Source organism: Novosphingobium profundi (assembly GCF_020524485.1).
GTDB classification, from domain to species: Bacteria; Pseudomonadota; Alphaproteobacteria; order Sphingomonadales; family Sphingomonadaceae; genus Novosphingobium; species Novosphingobium profundi_A.
Window position 1 is genome coordinate 13,579 of the sequence record NZ_JAIVLF010000007.1, and the last position, 16,460, is coordinate 30,038.

Genomic DNA, 16,460 nt, shown 5'->3' on the forward strand with positions numbered 1-16,460 from the left:
TTAGCGAATGGCTGCCCGGGACGCGAGTCGTGCGCCCCGGTTTTTAACAGCCCTGCCTGAATTGCGGTCTAGAGCCCGGCCCAGACCGCCAGCCAGTACGTCGCCCCGGCCGCCACGTAGGCAAGGCCGAAGAGGTAGGCGAGCATGAAGGTCGGCCATTTCCAGCCATTGGTCTCGCGCCGGGTCACGGCGATGGTCGACATGCACTGGGGCGCAAAGACGAACCAGGCCAGGAACGCGAGCGCCATCGGCAGGGTCCAGCGGCCCTTGAGCTGTTCGCCCAGTTCGGCCGCTTCCTCGTCCTCGTCGCTGGCATCGACCGCGTAGGTCGTCGCCAGCGAGGAGACCGCCACTTCGCGCGCGGCCATCGCCGGGATGAGCGCGAGGGCCATGTCGCGGTTGAAGCCGATCGGCTCGACCACCACGGCCAGGCCATTGGCGATCTTGCCCGCGAACGAGGCATCGACCTGGCTCTGCCCGGGTTCGGCGCGCGGGAAGCTCAGCATGATCCACAGGACCACGGTGACCATGAAGATGATCGTGCCCGCGCGGCGCAGGAAGATCCACGCGCGCTGCCAAAGGCCCAGCAGCAGGTCGCCCGGCCGGGGCAGCTGGTACTTGGGCAGCTCCATGATGAAGCCCGAGGCCGCGCCCTTGGTCACCGAACGGCGCAGGATCAGCGCAACTAGCATCGCGCCCAGCACGCCCGCGACATAGAGCGCGAAAAGCACGAGGCCCTGCAGGCCCACGCCCCAGCCCACGCTCTCGTTCGGGATGAAGGCGGCAATGATGACGGCATAGACCGGCAGGCGCGCCGAACAGGTCATCATCGGGGCAATCAGGATCGTGGTCAGCCGGTCCTTGGGATCGGTGATCGAACGGGTCGCCATGATGCCCGGAATGGCGCAGGCAAAGCTGGAGAGCAGCGGAATGAAGCTGCGCCCGGAAAGGCCCACGCTCGCCATCATGCGATCCATCAGGAAGGCCGCACGCGCCATGTAGCCCGAGGCTTCCATGGCGAGGATGAAGGCGAAGAGGATGACGATCTGGGGCAGGAACACCACCACCGAGCCCACGCCCGAAATGATGCCCTCGGTCAGGAGATCGCGCACGAAACTCGCGGGCATGAGGCCCGTGACCGCGTCGTGCAGCGCGCCCACGCCCGCCTCCAGCGCGTCGGCAAAGGGCGTGGCCCAGGCGAAGACCGCCTGGAAGATCACGAACAGGAGCGCGAACAGCACGAAGGGCCCGGCCCAGGGATTGAGCAGGACCGAATCGAGACGCGCGTGCAGGCGGCGCTGGCGGGTTTCCGACAGGATCGCGCCGTTTGCCATCGCGTGCGCGGCCACGCGCCGCTCGGTCTCGCCGATCTCGGTAAGGCTCGGGCCCGGTTCGCGAAGCCCGGCTGAAGACGCGGCTTCGGCGAGCTCGGTCAGGCCGCGGCGGCGCACCGCCACGGTCGGTACGACCCGCACGCCCAGCTCTTCCTCCAGCACGGCAGGATCGAGCACGAGCCCGTCGCGCTCGGCCAGATCGACCATGTTGAGCGCGATCACGGTGGGCTTGCCCAGCGCGAGCAGTTCCTGTGCGAAGACGAGGTGCTGTTCCAGGTTCGAGGCGTCGAGGACGACGACCAGCACATCGGGCTCGGCCTCGCCGGGAAATTCGCCGCGGATGACCTTGGAGGTCACTTCCTCATCGGGGCTCGTCGCATCGAGGCCATAGGCGCCGGGAAGGTCGGTCAGCTCGACCGGCTCGCCGGTCGGCAGGATTAGGCGGCCCGACTTGCGCTCCACGGTAACGCCCGGATAATTGGCGATCTTCTGGCGCGCGCCGGTCAGAGCGTTGAACAGCGCGCTCTTGCCGGCATTGGGATTTCCGACGAGGGCAATCTTGCGGGGGCGGCTCATGCCTTGGTGCTCTCCAGATCGCTTACCTCGATCGCGGCGGCGTGGGCGCGGCGCACCGCGACGACCATGCGCCCGATGCGCAGCGCGATGGGGTCACGCCCGCCGAACACGCCGCGCTGCGACACCGAAACCTGCGCGCCGGTATCGACGCCCAGCGCGCGCAGACGCCGCGCTTCCTCGGGGACGAGCTGGTCCCAGTCGACCGCAACGATGCGGACCTTCTGATCGATGGGTTGTTGATCGAGAGTCATAAGATGGCGCTGCCAGATTAGAGGCTTCTTTGCAACTGCTTCGCAATAAGCGGGGCGCCATGTCATGGACCGAAATCAAATCTTGCAGGCGCGCAACATGGCGCGCCTGCAGACGCGGATGCCGGTGTCAGCGCGCCGGGTAGCGCAGGCGCCCCAAGAGGCGGGTCAGGCTGAAGCGCTCGTCGGGCGAACGGGTAAGCTGCGCCTTGACCTTCTCGAAGCGCAGGATGCCCTCGATCCGGCGCTCCAGAAAAGCGCGGGTTTCGGGCTTTTCCGGGTCCTTCTCGCGCGCGAAGACCTGCAGCGTCGCGGCATAGAGCGCGCCCAGCGTGGTGCGCTTGGTGTAGTGGTTGTAGTCGGTCGCGGTGTCACCCGCCACGCGCCACATGAGGTCCGCGCTGTACCAGCCCAGTTGCGCGGCGCGCGCGAGGTTTTGCGGCATTGCCATGATTGCCAGCGCGCGGGTGAGCGCTTCCTCGCGCCCGCTCGCAGCTTCGAGGCGGGCCATGACGAGACGGCGGATCTTCTCGCGCACGGGCACGCCCGCCAGCGAGTCGGCAGGAACCGCCGCGAACATTGCCGCGTCGATCGCCTCGATCCAGGCCTCGATCATCGCCATCTGCTTGCCGCCAAAGGCATAGGCGGCAAGTTCGGGATCGACGCCGTGCTGGCGCGCGGCCTGCTCGACCGCCTGCGCGCTCCAGCCATCGAAGGCGGCGGCATCGGCAATCGCGGGCGCCAGGTTGCGGCGCAGGTCGGCGAGAGAGGTGGCTTCTTCCATGCCCAGTTCCTTCAGAAAGTGGGGCCGTAAACGGGCTTGGAGTTCTTGCTGGCGCCTTCGGTCACGTTGTCGTCGATGACCTTCACCAGATAGCTGTCCTTGCCATTCAGTTCGGCATAGTCACGCGCGCTGCGCCCCGAATTGTCGGTGCGCGAGGGATCGGCGCCGGCCTTGAGCAGCGCCTTCATCAGTTCGGTATCGCGGCGGTGGACGGCCGAGATCAGCGGGGTCTCACCGGCATCGTTCGAGTCGTTGGTGCGCGCGCCGTTCTCGATCAGATAGATCGCGCCGTCGCGCCAGCCCAGGTTCACCGCCTGCTGCAGCGGCGTGCGGCCATGGTCATCGGCGAGGTTGGGCTCGGCGCCCTTCTGGACGAGGTAGCGCAGCCAGGTGATGTCGCGGCGCTGGACGACGATGTGGAGCGCGGTCTCCCCGCTCGTCACGTCCCTGGAATTGACGATGAGGGGCGTGCTCATGATCGCCTGCTCGACCTCTTCGCCTTCCTTCTTCTTCACCGATTCGAGGAACTTGTAGCCTTCGGAGAAACCGGTCTGCGCCGCAGCGCCGCTCGCCAGCGAGCCCGTTGCAAGGCCCGCTGCGGCCAGCGCCAGGGCCCCTTTCAGAAACAGCCGGCCAAGCGGCGTTCCGTTCCGGTTCGCGAGTTTCGACACCTTTGATATCCTTCCGTGAATTCTCAACAAGCTGGGCGCGCGCCCTCCATCCGCGCCTTGCAAGTCGCGGTCTAGCAGAGCATGAACCGCTTCGCCATGACCCATCTTGCCTCCCGCACCGTCCGCCGCACGCTCCTTGCCGCAACGCTGGGCCTCAGCCTCGCTGTTGCGGGCTGTTCGGGCGGCAGCGACGCGCCCGAAATGCCCCCCATCGTCGGCACCGACATCACCGGCGCCGAGATCGGCGGGCCCTTCACGCTCGTCGACAAGGACGGCACGACCGTCACCTGGCAGGATTTTCGCGGTAAGTGGGCGATGCTCTACTTCGGCTACACCTTCTGTCCCGACGCCTGCCCGATCGACGTGCAGGAAATGATGATGGGCTACAACGCCTTCGCCAAGGCCCATCCCGAGGCCGCCGCCAAGGTCCAGCCCATCTTCATCACCATCGACCCGGCGCGCGACACGCCCGAGATCGTGGGCGAATGGACCGCCGCCTTCGGGGAGAACCTCAAGGGCCTTACCGGCACGAAGGAGCAGGTCGATGCCGCCGCCAAGGCCTTCGCGGTCTACTACGGCAAGGGCGCGGAAACGCAGGGTGGCTATCTCATGGACCATTCGCGCTTCGTCTACCTGATGAACCCGCAAGGCGAGCCCGTCGCCATGCTGCCTGTCGACAAGGGCCGCAAGGCCGTCTCCGGCGACCTGGAGGCCCTCGTCCAGTGAGCGCCCGCCCGTTCTGGGAGCGCCCGCTCGCCAGCCTCGACAAGGCGCAGTGGGAAGCGCTGTGCGATGGCTGCGGCCAGTGCTGCCTGCACAAGGTAGAGGACGCCGACAGCGGCGAGATCTACCACACCAATGTCGCCTGCAAGCTGCTCGACACCAAGACCGCGCTGTGCAGCGACTACCCCCACCGCAAGCGCGCGGTGGCCGATTGCCTGACGCTGACCTTGCGCACAGCGGGCTCGCTTCCCTGGCTGCCGGAGACCTGCGCCTATCGCCTGCGCGCCGAGGACCAGCCCCTGCCCGAATGGCACTACCTAGTCTGCGGCGACCGCGAGGCGGTCCACCGCGCCGGGGTTTCGGTGGCAGGCCGCGTGGTCAGCGAGATCGATGCAGGCCCCCTCGAACAGCACATCATCTGGCCCGAGGGGATGGAGCAGGAATTCGAGATCGAGGACGGCCAGAACCCCTGGGACATCGTCGAGGCCGAAACCGAAACCGGCACCGACGATGGGGAACGGGACGCCTGAGGCCCATGCTCGACTGGCTCAAGCGCGATCCCCGTGAGGAGCCGAGCGTCGCGCTGTGCGGGCGCGACGTCCCCATTATCCTTCGCCGCATGGAGCGCGCCCGGCGCATGACCATGCGCCTCGCTCCCGATGGCAGCGCGGTGCGCATCACCCTCCCCCCCTATGTGCGCGAGAGCGAGGCGGTGGCCTTCGCGCGTTCGCGCACGGCGTGGCTGGAAAAACAGCTGCGCGCGGTGCCCGAGGCGAGCGAACTGGCTGACGGGGCGCAGATCCTCTTTCGCGGCGCCGCGCGCGTACTCTCGCACGATCCTGCCGCCCCGCGCCGGGTGGTGCTGGGCGCCGAGACGCTGGAGGTCGGCGGCCCCACATCCTCGCTCCCCTCGCGCCTTGCGCGCTGGATGCAGGGCGAGGCGCAGCCTCTCCTGGAAGAGGACCTGGCCGAATACTGCGCGCGCGCAGGGCAGCCCACGCCTGCGCTGGCCCTTTCCAGCGCCAAGCGCCGCTGGGGCAGCTGCGCGGCGAACGGCGCGATCCGCATCAACTGGCGCCTTGTCATGGCCCCCGATGCGGTGCGCCGCTCGGTCGTCGCGCACGAGGTCGCCCACCTTGTCCATTTCGACCATTCGCCCGCCTTCCACCACTGCCTCAAGACCATCTTCGAAGGCTCGGTCCACGAGGCGAACCGCTGGCTCAAGGCACATGGGCGCAGCCTCTATGTCCCCTTCGGCTAGCGTTTGCCCGCAATAGGCTCTAAATAGCCCCCATGCTTTTCTCAAAACGCTCCGGATACTGGCAGGACGTCAAGCCCACCGGCATGCTCGCGGACTTCCGGTTCGTGTGGCAGCAGGCGGGCACCAACCGCTGGCGCATCGCCGCGATTTCGGCGGCCTGCACCTTTGCGATCTTCTACATGATGGCCGGCCAGGAGGGTTCTGCGCCCCATCCGCCTCCCAAGGTAACCTGGATCTCGACGCTGCCCGAAGGCCGCTCGGACGAGGAAATCCTCAAGGAAAACATCGCCAACCAGAAGGCCAAGGAAGAGCTCGCCTTCGAGCAGGCCAAGCGCGACAAGGAAGTGCGCGAGATCTACAAGACGCTGGGCCGCTGGTCGGGCATGGACGTCGACAAGATCGCGCGCGAGGCCGAAGCCGAAGAGGCCGCCGAAAAGGCCGCCAAGCTCAAGGAAATCGGCAAGCCGCGCCTGCCCGAAGGCGCGGTCGCGCCCAAGATGCCCGGCGAGACGGCGGGTGAACTCACGGCCGAAACCGGCGACACCCCCACCCGGCCGTGAACGAGGATTCGCGCTGGCTTGCCGCGGCGGCTGCGCTTGCCGCGCGGGCCCGTCCGCTCAGCCGCCCCAACCCCGGCGTCGGCGCCCTCCTCGTCAAGGACGGGCGCGTCCTGGCGCGCGGGTGGACGCAAAGCGGCGGACGCCCGCACGCCGAGGCGATCGCGCTCGGCCTGGCCGGAGAGGCCGCGCGCGGCGCAACCCTCTACGTCACGCTGGAGCCCTGCGCGCACCAGTCGCCGCGCGGGCCCTCCTGCGCCGACCTGATCTGCGCGGCGCAGCCTGCCCGCGTCGTCATCGGCTGCATGGACCCTGACCCGCGCACCAGTGGCGCCGGGCTTGCCCGCATCCGCGCCGCCGGGATCGCGGCGGAGTATCTGCACTCGCCTGCGTGCGAGGAGAGCCTTGCCGGCTATCTTCTCCAGCGCACGCAGGGGCGCCCGCAGGTTACGCTGAAGCTCGCGCTCTCGCTCGATGGCTGCATCGCCATGCAAAGCGGCGAAAGCCAGTGGATCACCGGGGCCGAGGCACGGGCCCACACCCACGCCCAGCGCGCCAGGAGCGACGCCATCCTCGTGGGTGGCGGCACGCTGCGCGCCGATGCCCCGCGCCTCGACGTGCGCCTCCCCGGTCTGGAAGAGCGCAGCCCCGAACGCTGGGTCCTGACACGTGGCGCGGTACCGCAGGGATGGAACGCCCTGCCCTCCCCCGACGCGATCCGCGACATGGACGCCGTCCAGTACCTCTTCGTCGAGGGCGGCGCAGACGCGGCCGCGGCCTTCCTGAAAGCGGGGCTGGTCGACCGCCTGCTCATCTACCGTGCGCCCATCCTTGTCGGCGGACGGCCGGGCCTTGGCGACTACGGCCTCGCAGCTCTCAGCGAAGCGCATGGCCGATGGTCGCTGGTCGAACGCCGCGCCCTTGGCAGCGACACCCTCGAAGTCTACAGCGCGCGCTGAGCACCAATCACCAAGGGACCCTGCCCGCATGTTCACCGGAATCGTCACCGCCATCGGCACCCTGCGCGAGGCGCGCCACGATGGCGACCTGCACGCGGTGATCGCCTGCCCCTTCGATCCCGCGACCATCGCCATCGGCGCCTCGATCGCCTGCTCGGGCGTGTGCCTGACGGTGGTGGACAAGGGCGGCACGGCAGGCGATGCCTGGTTCGCGGTCGACATCTCGGGGGAGACCATCGCGCGCACCGCGCCCGGGCACTGGGCGGAAGGCGCGCAGCTCAATCTCGAACCAGCGCTGAAGCTGGGCGATGAGCTGGGCGGGCACATCGTCACCGGCCACGTCGACGGCGTCGGCTCGGTCGTCAGCATCACGCCTGTCGGCGATTCCAAGCAGTTCGTGATCGCGGCGAGCAAGGAGCTGGCCCCTTACCTCGCCCCCAAGGGCTCGATCACGCTCGACGGGGTATCGCTCACCGTCAACACCGTGGACGATCAGGCGGATGGCACCTGCCACTTCATGCTCAACATCATCCCGCACACCGCCGAGGTCACCACCATCGGCCAGCTTTCGTCGGGCGATGCGGTCAACCTCGAGATCGACGTGCTCGCCCGCTATCTCCAGCGCATGCAGTCGCTGCGCAGCTAAGCCGCCGCCGGGCTCTCGCCTTCAGGGAAGGTAGGGCCCGATCACGTCCATCGCCTGGCGCACCGTGCGCTCTTTTTCGCCCACGGGCGCAACGTAGTGGATTGCGGCCCGCGCGTCCGCCTCCCCGCTCCCCTTCGCGATCATCCAGGCCGCAAGATACTGCGAGGCCAGGCATCCGCCCGCCGTCGCGACATTGCCGTGGGCGATGAACGGCGCGTCGCGCACCTCGACACCAGTCTCCACCACCCAGGGCTTCGTCGTGAGGTCGGTGCAGGCGGGAAGATCGCCGATCAGCCCCAGCCGCGCGAGCAGCAGCGTGCCCGAACACTGGGCCCCGATCAGCTGGCGCGCGGGATCGAGTTGCAACTGTTCCAGGATCGCGGGATCCTGCGCGATTTCGCGGGTGTAGATACCACTCCCGATCAGCACCGCGTCCGCCTCGCGCGCGAAGGCGAGCGGCTGCTGGGCGCGCACGGTCACCCCGTTCATCGAGGTCACTTCCGCGCTCGGACAGGTGATCTGCGCCGACCAGCCCTTGGGCTTCATCCGGTTGAGCAGGGCCGAGGCGATGAACGAATCGAGTTCGTTGAAACCCTCGAAGGTCAGGATCGCGATGTTCATGGGGTGTCCCCGAGGCCAGGCGCCGGCCGCACACCGGCACGCGGCTGCGATTTGATCCAGCGATCTGGGGAGGGGTGTCCCGCCAGGACAGCGGGATCACGTGCCACCTTGCCAAAGGCGCAAGGGGCGGCCTCGCACAGAGGCCAGAGCGTCAGCCGGCCCCCAGCGAGGACCGGCTGACGCTCAAGAGGCATCAGGCGGTCACTTCCGCCACAGCGGCAATAAACTTGTCGATGTTGCCGGTGGTGAGACCCGCCACGTTGATACGGCCCGAACCGGCAAAGTAGATGCCGTGGCTCTTGCGCATTTCCTGCACCTGCTCGGGGGTGAAGGGAATGATCGAGAACAGGCCGTTCTGGATACCAATGGGCGAAAGATCGACGCCGCCGGTGACACCAGCCGCGGCCAGCTTGTCACGCACCCAGCGCATGCGCTCGCGCATCTCATCGAGTTCGGCGAGCCACTGCGCGGTCAGCGCTTCGTCTTCGAGCACCAGACGCACCGCCGCACCGCCGTGATCTGGCGGCTGCGACCAGTTGGCACGCGCGAGGCTGTGGCCGTTCGACATGATCTTGGTCAGGTCGGCCGGGTCCTTCGCCATGGCGTAGAGCGCGCCGACGCGGTCGCGGTAGAGACCGAAGTTCTTGTCGCACGAGTAGCAGATCAGCGCGTCGGGAACTGCTGCAAGGACGGTGCGAAGACCGTAGGCGTCCTCTTCCATGCCAAGGCCAAGGCCCTGGTAGGCAAGGTCAAGGATCGGCATGATCGGGCTGTTCGCCAGAAGACCCGCGATCTCGTCCCAGTTGGCGTGGGTATAGTCGATGCCGGTCGGGTTGTGGCAGCAGCCGTGCAGCAGCATGGCGTCACCCTCGGCGCCCGCCGCAATCGCGGCGCGCAGCGCGTCCATGTCCACCTTGCCGTCTTCACCGGCGTGGTTGAACTCGACGACCTCGAGGCCAAGGTCCTTGCAGATCTGCGCATGGTTGGGCCAGCTGGGCTTGCCCACGATGATGCGCTTGGCGCCCGCGCGCTGCACCATGGCAAGCGCGAGACGCAGCGAGCCGGTGCCGCCGGGCGTCTGCATGCCCTCGATACGGCCACCCATGTCCGGGTTTTCCTTGCCGAAGACGTAGGGCATCAGCGCGGCCACGAAGCCCATGTCACCCTCGGGGCCGAGGTAGGCCTTCGAGTCCTGGGTCTCGACGAGTTTCTTCTCGGCGGCCTTGATCGCGCCGAAGACCGGGGTTTCCCCGTCACCGGTGCGGTAGACACCCACGCCAAGATCGATCTTGTCGGCGCGCGGGTCGTCGTTGTGGAGCTTGATCAGCGCAAGGAGCGCGTCGGCGGGCTGTTGTTGAAGGTTGCTAAGCATGGCGGGCGGCACTTACTCCGGACGCCGTTGGCGCGCAACAGCCTAATGCAACAATTGCGACACCAAGAAACGCAAAGGTGCCCGAAAACGAAACGCGCCCCCGGACAGGAGGCGCGCTCGCATTTCAATCGTTGCGCGACGTGCGCGCGATCAGAACGGCAGCCAGCGCTGTTTTTCGGAGAACTTCATGTAGCCGATGTTGGCACCAAGGCGCAGACCCGCACCCGCGCGCACGGGAATCAGGACGACATCGCCGCGTCGCAGGTACGAGACGTTGAAGCCGCCGATGAGGTAGGCCTGCCCCTCGCCCGCGCCGAAGCGCTTGTAGAGGTCCTCGGTGTCGTAGAGGTTGTAGACCAGCACGAAGGTGCTCGCCGCGTTGGCGCCTGCATCGAAGCCGATCGAGGGGCCCGTCCAGTAGACCGGACGCTGGCCCTCGACCTTGTGGTACAAGGTGCCCGAACCATAGCGCAGGCCAATCGCGAGCGCCGCTCCGCCCTCGCGCCCGACGATATAGCCGTTGGGTTCGCCCTGCTTCTTCAGGAGGTCCCGGATGACATCCGCAAGCCCCTGCGCGCCCTTGCCGAAGACACCTTCGGCCGCGCCGATCAGGTCATCCTCGTGGTAGGTCGTGCCGTTCTGCCCGGAACCCGTCGCGTTCCCGGCGAAATCCTGCGTGTTCCAGTCCGACACGCTGCCCGGCGATGAGGCCGTGGGCGCGGGGACCGGCGAGGTCATCGGCGTGCCGAGGGGCGTACCGTTCCCGGCGCTGCCCGTGTCCTGGTCGCCCATGCCCTGATCTGACGAATACGTCCCGGGCGGGTAGTCGTTGTCGGTCGCGGGCAGTTCGCCCGGCCGCGGATAGGTCGGGGTGGCCGTCGCCGTTGAAGTGGGCGCAGGATAGCGGGTGGTCCCTCCCTGCAGGTCACCGTCGATGGCAGTGTCGGGATCGACCGTCTGGATCTGGGCCGAGGCGGTGCCCGCCGGGCCCAGCACAGCCATCGCCGTTGCCGCGACGAGAGCCACGAGGCTCTTTCCGATACCGGCCCGCTGTGTGGTTTGCTTGCGCACGTGCTTGTTCCTCCCGGGCCTGGGGTGCCCTTTGCGCCAAATGTCGTTGCACCGCCTGCCCCCTGCACGCGGCGCCATGATTACACGCCCATAAAGAATCGAGTGCGCCTGACCTCGCAATGAACGGGCGGCCAGACAACCTGCTTTTGCGGTCAGCCGAAATCCCCTGCCCCGCTATTTTCCCCAATTGCGCAAGGAATTGAAAAAACCGCGCGATGGCCCCTTGCGGCCCCGGATGACCATGGCTATAGGCGCTCCCCTAGCCGCTGCGGAGACGTGGGTGAGTGGCTGAAACCAGTTCCCTGCTAAGGAACCGTACTCTATCAGGGTACCGAGGGTTCGAATCCCTCCGTCTCCGCCACGGCCCTCAACGGGCCACACGGCAACCGGGCCAAAGGCCCTCCCGACATGAATGCGCGAACCTCCCTTCGGGGGAGCTAGGTGATTTCCACCGTCCATGACGTGCCCGTGATCTCGTTATCGAGCGCCTGATTGAGCAGGATTTCGTCCGCGTAGAGCACGATCCAGTCGGGCAGTTCGGCCTTCACCGCGCGCGCCTGCGCATAGCCCTCGCGCACGAACCCCACGAGATCGAAATCAGGATCCTTACCCCCGCAGCGAATCTGGCTGTCGTGCCAGGCCTGCCAATCCTGGATCCGCGCCCACAGCGCCTCGCTGACCCGCAAGCCCTCCATCGTGCTGTCAGGAATGTAGGAGGAGGCCGACCAGACCCCGTCCGCACACAAGTCCGCCATGATCCGCACGGCCTTGATCGTCTCGTTCATCCCCCGATGTCAGCAGGGTGGGCATCGCCCGTCCTGCGATAAAAAGGAGGTGCCGTCGCGCGCAGGGTACCGGCGCAGCCATGGGCCCTATGCCTCGGGAATGGAGCATTCGCGGCTTGAGCATCGCCGTCGCCCGACCGATCATGGAGAGGCCCCGCAACCACCCTTCGGCCGGATCGCGCGCTGCACACCACAGCCACGGCCGGAGAGAGGCGCCTGCGGGCCCGAACAGGAGAATAGGGGCGATGCTGGTGCCTGAGATCTGGATTTCGCTGCGTGCCGCCTCGTCCCTTCGCCTGAGCGCCCTTTTCCGCCGCTGCGATGGATAAGGCCCGAAGGACGCACCTGCAGGAACATGTCGTGGTCCTGGGCGGCGGGATCGCAGGCCTGAGCGCAGCGGATAGTCTCAGCAAAGCGGGCATGCGCGTCACCGTGATCGAGGAGCGCGATGCCTGCGGCGGCACCCACCGTTCCCGCTCCATCGGCCCCTACACCTTCGATGTCGGCTCGATCTTCTACGAGAGCAACGCGCGCCTGTTCAATCTGGCGCCCGGACTTCGCGAGATGTGCCCGCAGGTCATCCGCCGCCAGCGCCGGATCGCGCCGGGCGGCGGGCTCGCGCACTACCCGCTCGAACCGCGTGAATTCCTGCGCCGCCCGCCACGCGAACTGGCCGCAGCCCTCATGGATCTGGCCGCCTCGCGCTTTGCGGTGCGGCGCGATGGCAGCCTCGCCGCGATATCGACCCAGCGCCTCGGACAGCGCTTCTTCGCGCAGACCGGCCTGCGCAGCTACATCACCCGCTTTCACCATGTCCCGCCCGAAGAAGTGAGCGAATCCTTCTTCTTTCACCGCATGGCCTTCATCGAGAAAGCCACGCGCCCGCGGGAAATGGCGCGTCTGGCCTTGCGCGCGCTGCTCAGCCGGGGCTCGGTGGCCGGCCGCCCCCGTCCCGCCCTCCACGTACGCCCGCGCGAGGGATACGCCCCGCTCTTCGCCGCCATCACCGACCGCCTCGCCGAACGGGGCGTGGACATCCGGACCGCAACCGCGCTGCGCACCATCTCCGCGTCCAACGGCACCTACCGGATCGAAACCGATCACGGCTCTCTCGACGCCACCGCCGTCGTCTCGGCGCTCCCGCTCGACACCCTGCACCGCGCCCTGTTCGGCGCGCCCAGCGGTCTGACCTCGCTCGGCATGACCACTCTCTTTGTCTCGGCGGCCCAGCTCTCGTCCGACACGGGCAACGTGCTGTTCAACTTCGATACGCGCGGGCGCTGGAAACGCGCGACGATCTATTCGCGCATCTACCCCGAACCGCAAATGCCGCGCGAATTCTTCGCCGTCGAATGCACCCTTCCCCCGGGATGCGAACACGCGCCCAAGGACGTCTTCGCCGATTTTCGCGACCACCTGTCCGCCGTCGACCTCGCCCGCGACCTGCGCCTCGAAGGGCACGAGCATGTCCCGGATTGCTACCCGCTCTATCGCCCGGGAACCGAAGCCATCCTGCACGACACGCTTGCCCGGATTGAGGGACAGGGCATCGTCCTTGCCGGGCGCCAGGGCCGCTTTGAATACCTGCCCACCTCGTCGGGCGTGATACGCCGCGTCGGCGAGGAACTTGCCCGCGCGGCGCTTCCGGCCAATCCCGGGCCCACGAACGAGCAGGCCCTCTGCCCCGTCACATCTCCGCCTCCCGGACCGGACCGGTCCCCCACAGGCGGATTGCCCACCATGCCAAGCCACTCCTGACCCCTCCACGAAATTGGGTCCAAAAGGGCGGTAGTTCTACTGGTGGCCCCGCGCTGTTTCCCGCACCCCTTGGGCATGAGCACTGCACAGACCTGCGCGATGGACGTGGCGCCGCCTTCGGTCTCCTCTCTTCAGGACGGCCCGAACGTGCGCATCTTCAACGTGAAGTACAGCCCGAACCTGGGCGACGGACTTCTCAGCGAGTGCCTTGAGGGCGGCCTGGCCCGGCACGGCGCTGCCCAGGCGCGCTCCATCGACCTTGCGGGCCGCTCCGCCTATTCCAGGGGCACCGCTGCGCGCAAGCATGCCTTGCAGCTTCTTCACGCCCTGCCCTCCCCGCTGCGGCGCGAAGCGGTACGCCTGCCGCTGGCCCTCGCCTCCCGGCGGATCTGGGCCCCCCACTACGCCACCGAACTGGAAGAGGCCGACGCGGTGGTGATCGGGGGCGGCAATCTCCTTGCCGACATGGACCTCAACTTCCCCACCAAGCTGGCGCTGGCCATCGAAAGCGCGGCCAGGCGCAACCTGCCGATCTTCCTCTACGGCCTGGGTGTCTCGCCCGGTTGGAGCAAGGAAGGCCGGGCCCGGCTTCACCGGGCCCTGCGCTGCGGGCAGGTGCGCCGGGTGTGGGTGCGCGATGCCCGCTCACGCGAACTCTGGCAGGACCTTGCCGGCGATGCCTTCGGCCTCGATGCCGACGTGGTGCGCGATCCGGGGCTGCTCGCCGCGCGCCAGTACGGCGTGCCGGAACGGGCTGTGCGTGACATGCGCCCCTCGGCTCCGGCCCGGATCGGCCTCAACGTGATGAGCGCGCTCGCGGTGGCCTACCATGGTGGTCAGGCGCTCACCGAAGAGGCGCTCGACGCCTGGTACCTCGCGCTGGGGCATGATCTGCTGGCGCGCGGATATCATCTCAGCGTCTTTTCCAATGGCAGCCCGGAAGACCGCGCCGCCGTCGAGCGCCTGCGCCTGCGCTTCGAACTGGCCGAGGGCCCGCGGCGGGTCGCCTTCCCCGAAATCCGGACCCCAGGCGATCTGGTCGCCTGCATCTCCGATCTTGATGGCCTGGTCGCGTTCCGCATGCACGCGATCATCGCGGCCTATTCCTGCGCGGTCCCCTTCCTGGCGCTTGCCTGGGACGCGAAACTCGACGCGTTCCTGGCCTCGGTCGAGTGCAGCAACAACCTCGCCGATATCACCCGCATCTCTCCGGACACCGCCGCAGAGCGCGTCGCGCACCACCTGACACAGGGGATCGCGCCTGCCGCCCGCCGAGCCACGCTCGATGAGGCCGAGGCCGATATTGCAACCCTTGCCGCCGCCATTCGGGAAGCCCTGCCCCCCTCGCCGCGTTGAGGCTCCGCGATGTTGCGCAGGCACCTTCCGAGCTGGCCCCTGGCACTCGCCGCCGTCCTGGCGCCAGCCTTGCCCGTGGATGCCTTTGCCGCGCCTCTCTCGGGATTTTGCAGGCCGCAAACGCCGAACTTGGCCGGCACACGGCTGGGCGCTGCGTCCAATTTCGCCCAGGGCTGGAACCCTGTAACCCTGAAGGCCGCCACCCGGCTGGGCGTCACCCGGTTTCGCGACAGCCTGCGCTGGCAGGATATCGAGCGCACCAAGGGCAGCTACCGGTTCGAGGGTGCGCGGAACCGCTATCCCGATGAACTCGCCCGGCAGGGGGCGCACCTGACCCTCACACTCAATTGGGGCAACCCGCTCTACGACGGCGGGGAAACACCCCATAGCGCCGAGGCTCTGGACGCATTTGGCCGCTTCGCGCGCGCAGCGGTTCGGCGCTTCCCGGCCATCGACACCCTCGAGATCGGCAACGAGGTCAACGGCGCGAACTTCGTGAAGGGCAAGGTCAAGGCGGACGGCCTGCCCCGGCGCGCAGACTACCATCTGGCCATGGTCCGCGCAGCCTCTGCGGCCGTAAAGGCCGAGCGGCCCGACATCACGGTGCTGGGCGGGGCCACCCATTCGCTTCCGGCGGGCTTCCTCTGGCCCCTGCTCGAAAAGGACAGGACGGGCGCCATAGAGGGCCTGGCCCTTCATCCCTACACCACTCCGATAGACCAGTTGCCCGCGCAGTTTGCCCTGCTGTGCCAGAGCCCGGCTGTGGGGACGCGCAGCCTCACCGTCACGGAATTTTCCAGCGCCCGGCCCCGACAAGCTCCGGACGATCTGGTGCGCACCTTCGCGGTTCTCGCCAGCCTCGGCACGGCGGAGGTCGACTGGTATCCGCTCAATCCGCGCGGCGACCGGCAGGCGCCCCTTGTCGATCACGCGGGACAGATCACCCCTGTCGGCGAGGCCTTCCGCTTCGTGGGAGAGCATCTTGCCGGGCAACCGGTGCGCCGCCTCCGCGTCGATGACTTCACCTTTGCCGCCGCCTTCGGGTCGCGCGCCTGGGTTCTCTGGGGCGCACCGCGCACACTGCGCATCACCGCACCGGGAGTTCGGGCCTTCGACGCGCAAGGGCGCGCCCTTGGGGGCGACGAGCTGAACCTGGCGGAGACCCGCGCCCTGATCCTGCTTGCCGACCAGCCGCAGACGCGTCCACCGTTCGCGCTGGGCTGCCAGACGCAGATTGCGGACAGCCGCCTCCAGTTTGCCTATCCGTCCCGGCATGACAACGCGCCGTCCGGGGACCCGTTTAAGCGGCTGGCCCGGATCGATGGCGTCGACAGACCACTCACGGCCATGCCCGGTCAAGAGCGGCGCGGTGTACCCTGGACCCCGTACCTCAGCCTCGCTGGCCATCGCGGGGTGCGGCTCGACGGGACCAGCCTGCGCCCCGCCTTCGGGCGCAAGGACGGCGCCCTTGTCCAGAGCATCGCCATTGCCCCGCATACCGAGGTCGAACTGGACCTCGAACTCACCCCCACCTCGGGCGCGCTTGATGTGCAGCTACGGCTGGGCGGGCAGGAGCTGGAGGCCTTCACGGTCACCGCGCCCGTTCATCTGAAGCGGCGCCTGCACAGTAAGACACGCGCCCGGCTCGAGATTATCGTTGCCAGCGCTTCGGGCGCAAAACCCGCCACTGCCGACTATCGCATTCGCCTGACCCAGCCGGGACGGTGCCCGGCCTGAG

At 67.9% G+C, this 16,460-nt stretch carries 17 protein-coding genes and 1 tRNA gene; 10 read left to right on the forward strand and 8 right to left on the reverse strand.

Translation table 11 applies throughout. The features are described from left to right. Positions 1-68 precede the first annotated feature (68 nt). The 4 genes from feoB to LC060_RS18900 form a co-directional block, all read right to left on the reverse strand. Positions 69-1,910, reverse strand: a complete 1,842-nt coding sequence (feoB, locus tag LC060_RS18885; RefSeq protein ID WP_226638266.1) for a ferrous iron transporter B — start codon at positions 1,908-1,910, stop codon at positions 69-71. Next, positions 1,907-2,161 (reverse strand): FeoA family protein, encoded by a 255-nt coding sequence (locus LC060_RS18890; RefSeq protein ID WP_226638267.1) that lies wholly within the window; start codon positions 2,159-2,161, stop codon positions 1,907-1,909. The genes feoB and LC060_RS18890 overlap by 4 nt, the downstream gene beginning before the upstream one ends. 127 nt (positions 2,162-2,288) lie before the next feature. Beyond that, the gene (locus tag LC060_RS18895; protein WP_226638268.1) at positions 2,289-2,942 is read right to left on the reverse strand and encodes a COQ9 family protein; all 654 of its coding nucleotides are present in this window, start codon (positions 2,940-2,942) and stop codon (positions 2,289-2,291) included. 11 nt (positions 2,943-2,953) lie between these two features. Next, positions 2,954-3,613 carry an ankyrin repeat domain-containing protein gene (locus LC060_RS18900; protein ID WP_319005450.1) on the reverse strand — a complete coding sequence of 220 codons (660 nt, stop codon included), beginning with the start codon at positions 3,611-3,613 and terminating at the stop codon, positions 2,954-2,956. Between the two features lie 96 nt (positions 3,614-3,709). Here LC060_RS18900 and LC060_RS18905 point away from each other — a divergent pair, with 96 nt between their 5' ends. Genes LC060_RS18905 through LC060_RS18930 form a run of 6 tightly spaced genes read left to right on the forward strand, consistent with a single transcriptional unit; the run spans position 3,710 to position 7,759 of the window. Beyond that, positions 3,710-4,339, forward strand: a complete 630-nt coding sequence (locus tag LC060_RS18905; protein WP_226638269.1) for an SCO family protein — start codon at positions 3,710-3,712, stop codon at positions 4,337-4,339. Beyond that, positions 4,336-4,866 (forward strand): YcgN family cysteine cluster protein, encoded by a 531-nt coding sequence (locus LC060_RS18910; RefSeq protein WP_226638270.1) that lies wholly within the window; start codon positions 4,336-4,338, stop codon positions 4,864-4,866. Before LC060_RS18905 ends, LC060_RS18910 begins: the two co-directional genes overlap by 4 nt. Before the next feature lie 5 nt (positions 4,867-4,871). Then, positions 4,872-5,597, forward strand: a complete 726-nt coding sequence (locus LC060_RS18915) for a M48 family metallopeptidase (protein WP_226638271.1) — start codon at positions 4,872-4,874, stop codon at positions 5,595-5,597. A gap of 32 nt (positions 5,598-5,629) precedes the next feature. Beyond that, complete coding sequence (locus tag LC060_RS18920) at positions 5,630-6,157, forward strand: hypothetical protein (protein ID WP_226638272.1); 528 nt, start codon at positions 5,630-5,632, stop codon at positions 6,155-6,157. Beyond that, positions 6,154-7,113 (forward strand): bifunctional diaminohydroxyphosphoribosylaminopyrimidine deaminase/5-amino-6-(5-phosphoribosylamino)uracil reductase RibD, encoded by a 960-nt coding sequence (ribD, locus tag LC060_RS18925; protein ID WP_226638273.1) that lies wholly within the window; start codon positions 6,154-6,156, stop codon positions 7,111-7,113. Before LC060_RS18920 ends, ribD begins: the two co-directional genes overlap by 4 nt. 28 nt (positions 7,114-7,141) lie before the next feature. Next, the gene (locus LC060_RS18930; RefSeq protein WP_226638274.1) at positions 7,142-7,759 is read left to right on the forward strand and encodes a riboflavin synthase; all 618 of its coding nucleotides are present in this window, start codon (positions 7,142-7,144) and stop codon (positions 7,757-7,759) included. Positions 7,760-7,780: 21 nt separating this feature from the next. Here the strand turns inward: LC060_RS18930 and LC060_RS18935 are convergent, their stop codons facing one another. The 3 genes from LC060_RS18935 to LC060_RS18945 all read right to left on the reverse strand — a co-directional run bounded on the left by LC060_RS18935 (position 7,781) and on the right by LC060_RS18945 (position 10,754). After that, a complete protein-coding gene (locus tag LC060_RS18935; RefSeq protein WP_226638275.1) occupies positions 7,781-8,380 on the reverse strand; it encodes a DJ-1/PfpI family protein in 600 nt (199 codons plus the stop codon). A gap of 193 nt (positions 8,381-8,573) precedes the next feature. Next, positions 8,574-9,752, reverse strand: coding sequence for an aromatic amino acid transaminase (locus tag LC060_RS18940; RefSeq protein WP_226638276.1), 1,179 nt, complete (start codon positions 9,750-9,752; stop codon positions 8,574-8,576). 150 nt (positions 9,753-9,902) lie between these two features. After that, positions 9,903-10,754, reverse strand: coding sequence for a DUF1134 domain-containing protein (locus LC060_RS18945; RefSeq protein ID WP_226638424.1), 852 nt, complete (start codon positions 10,752-10,754; stop codon positions 9,903-9,905). Between the two features lie 339 nt (positions 10,755-11,093). Here LC060_RS18945 and LC060_RS18950 point away from each other — a divergent pair. After that, positions 11,094-11,184 (forward strand) — tRNA-Ser (locus LC060_RS18950). Between the two features lie 76 nt (positions 11,185-11,260). On the opposite strand, the gene LC060_RS18955 is transcribed toward LC060_RS18950, so the two are convergent. Continuing rightward, positions 11,261-11,608 carry a hypothetical protein gene (locus LC060_RS18955; RefSeq protein ID WP_226638277.1) on the reverse strand — a complete coding sequence of 116 codons (348 nt, stop codon included), beginning with the start codon at positions 11,606-11,608 and terminating at the stop codon, positions 11,261-11,263. A 321-nt stretch (positions 11,609-11,929) separates the two neighbouring features. Here LC060_RS18955 and LC060_RS18960 point away from each other — a divergent pair, with 321 nt between their 5' ends. The 3 genes from LC060_RS18960 to LC060_RS18970 all read left to right on the forward strand — a co-directional run bounded on the left by LC060_RS18960 (position 11,930) and on the right by LC060_RS18970 (position 16,459). Further along, positions 11,930-13,366 carry an FAD-dependent oxidoreductase gene (locus tag LC060_RS18960; protein ID WP_226638278.1) on the forward strand — a complete coding sequence of 479 codons (1,437 nt, stop codon included), beginning with the start codon at positions 11,930-11,932 and terminating at the stop codon, positions 13,364-13,366. Between the two features lie 75 nt (positions 13,367-13,441). Beyond that, the gene (locus LC060_RS18965) at positions 13,442-14,722 is read left to right on the forward strand and encodes a polysaccharide pyruvyl transferase family protein (RefSeq protein WP_226638279.1); all 1,281 of its coding nucleotides are present in this window, start codon (positions 13,442-13,444) and stop codon (positions 14,720-14,722) included. A 129-nt stretch (positions 14,723-14,851) separates the two neighbouring features. After that, a complete protein-coding gene (locus tag LC060_RS18970) occupies positions 14,852-16,459 on the forward strand; it encodes a hypothetical protein (RefSeq protein WP_226638280.1) in 1,608 nt (535 codons plus the stop codon). Position 16,460: the final 1 nt, after the last annotated feature.

Excerpts from the sequence above, each read along its gene's own strand:
- feoB (WP_226638266.1), bottom strand. The coding sequence starts at position 1,910 with ATGAGCCGCCCCCGCAAGATTGCCCTCGTCGGAAATCCCAATGCCGGC.
- LC060_RS18935 (WP_226638275.1), bottom strand. The coding sequence starts at position 8,380 with ATGAACATCGCGATCCTGACCTTCGAGGGTTTCAACGAACTCGATTCG.
- LC060_RS18930 (WP_226638274.1), top strand. The coding sequence starts at position 7,142 with ATGTTCACCGGAATCGTCACCGCCATCGGCACCCTGCGCGAGGCGCGC.
- LC060_RS18895 (WP_226638268.1), bottom strand. The coding sequence starts at position 2,942 with ATGGAAGAAGCCACCTCTCTCGCCGACCTGCGCCGCAACCTGGCGCCC.
- LC060_RS18920 (WP_226638272.1), top strand. The coding sequence starts at position 5,630 with ATGCTTTTCTCAAAACGCTCCGGATACTGGCAGGACGTCAAGCCCACC.
- LC060_RS18955 (WP_226638277.1), bottom strand. The coding sequence starts at position 11,608 with ATGAACGAGACGATCAAGGCCGTGCGGATCATGGCGGACTTGTGTGCG.
- LC060_RS18915 (WP_226638271.1), top strand. The coding sequence starts at position 4,872 with ATGCTCGACTGGCTCAAGCGCGATCCCCGTGAGGAGCCGAGCGTCGCG.
- LC060_RS18960 (WP_226638278.1), top strand. The coding sequence starts at position 11,930 with ATGGATAAGGCCCGAAGGACGCACCTGCAGGAACATGTCGTGGTCCTG.
- LC060_RS18965 (WP_226638279.1), top strand. The coding sequence starts at position 13,442 with ATGAGCACTGCACAGACCTGCGCGATGGACGTGGCGCCGCCTTCGGTC.
- LC060_RS18945 (WP_226638424.1), bottom strand. The coding sequence starts at position 10,754 with ATGGCTGTGCTGGGCCCGGCGGGCACCGCCTCGGCCCAGATCCAGACG.
- LC060_RS18890 (WP_226638267.1), bottom strand. The coding sequence starts at position 2,161 with ATGACTCTCGATCAACAACCCATCGATCAGAAGGTCCGCATCGTTGCG.
- LC060_RS18940 (WP_226638276.1), bottom strand. The coding sequence starts at position 9,752 with ATGCTTAGCAACCTTCAACAACAGCCCGCCGACGCGCTCCTTGCGCTG.
- LC060_RS18905 (WP_226638269.1), top strand. The coding sequence starts at position 3,710 with ATGACCCATCTTGCCTCCCGCACCGTCCGCCGCACGCTCCTTGCCGCA.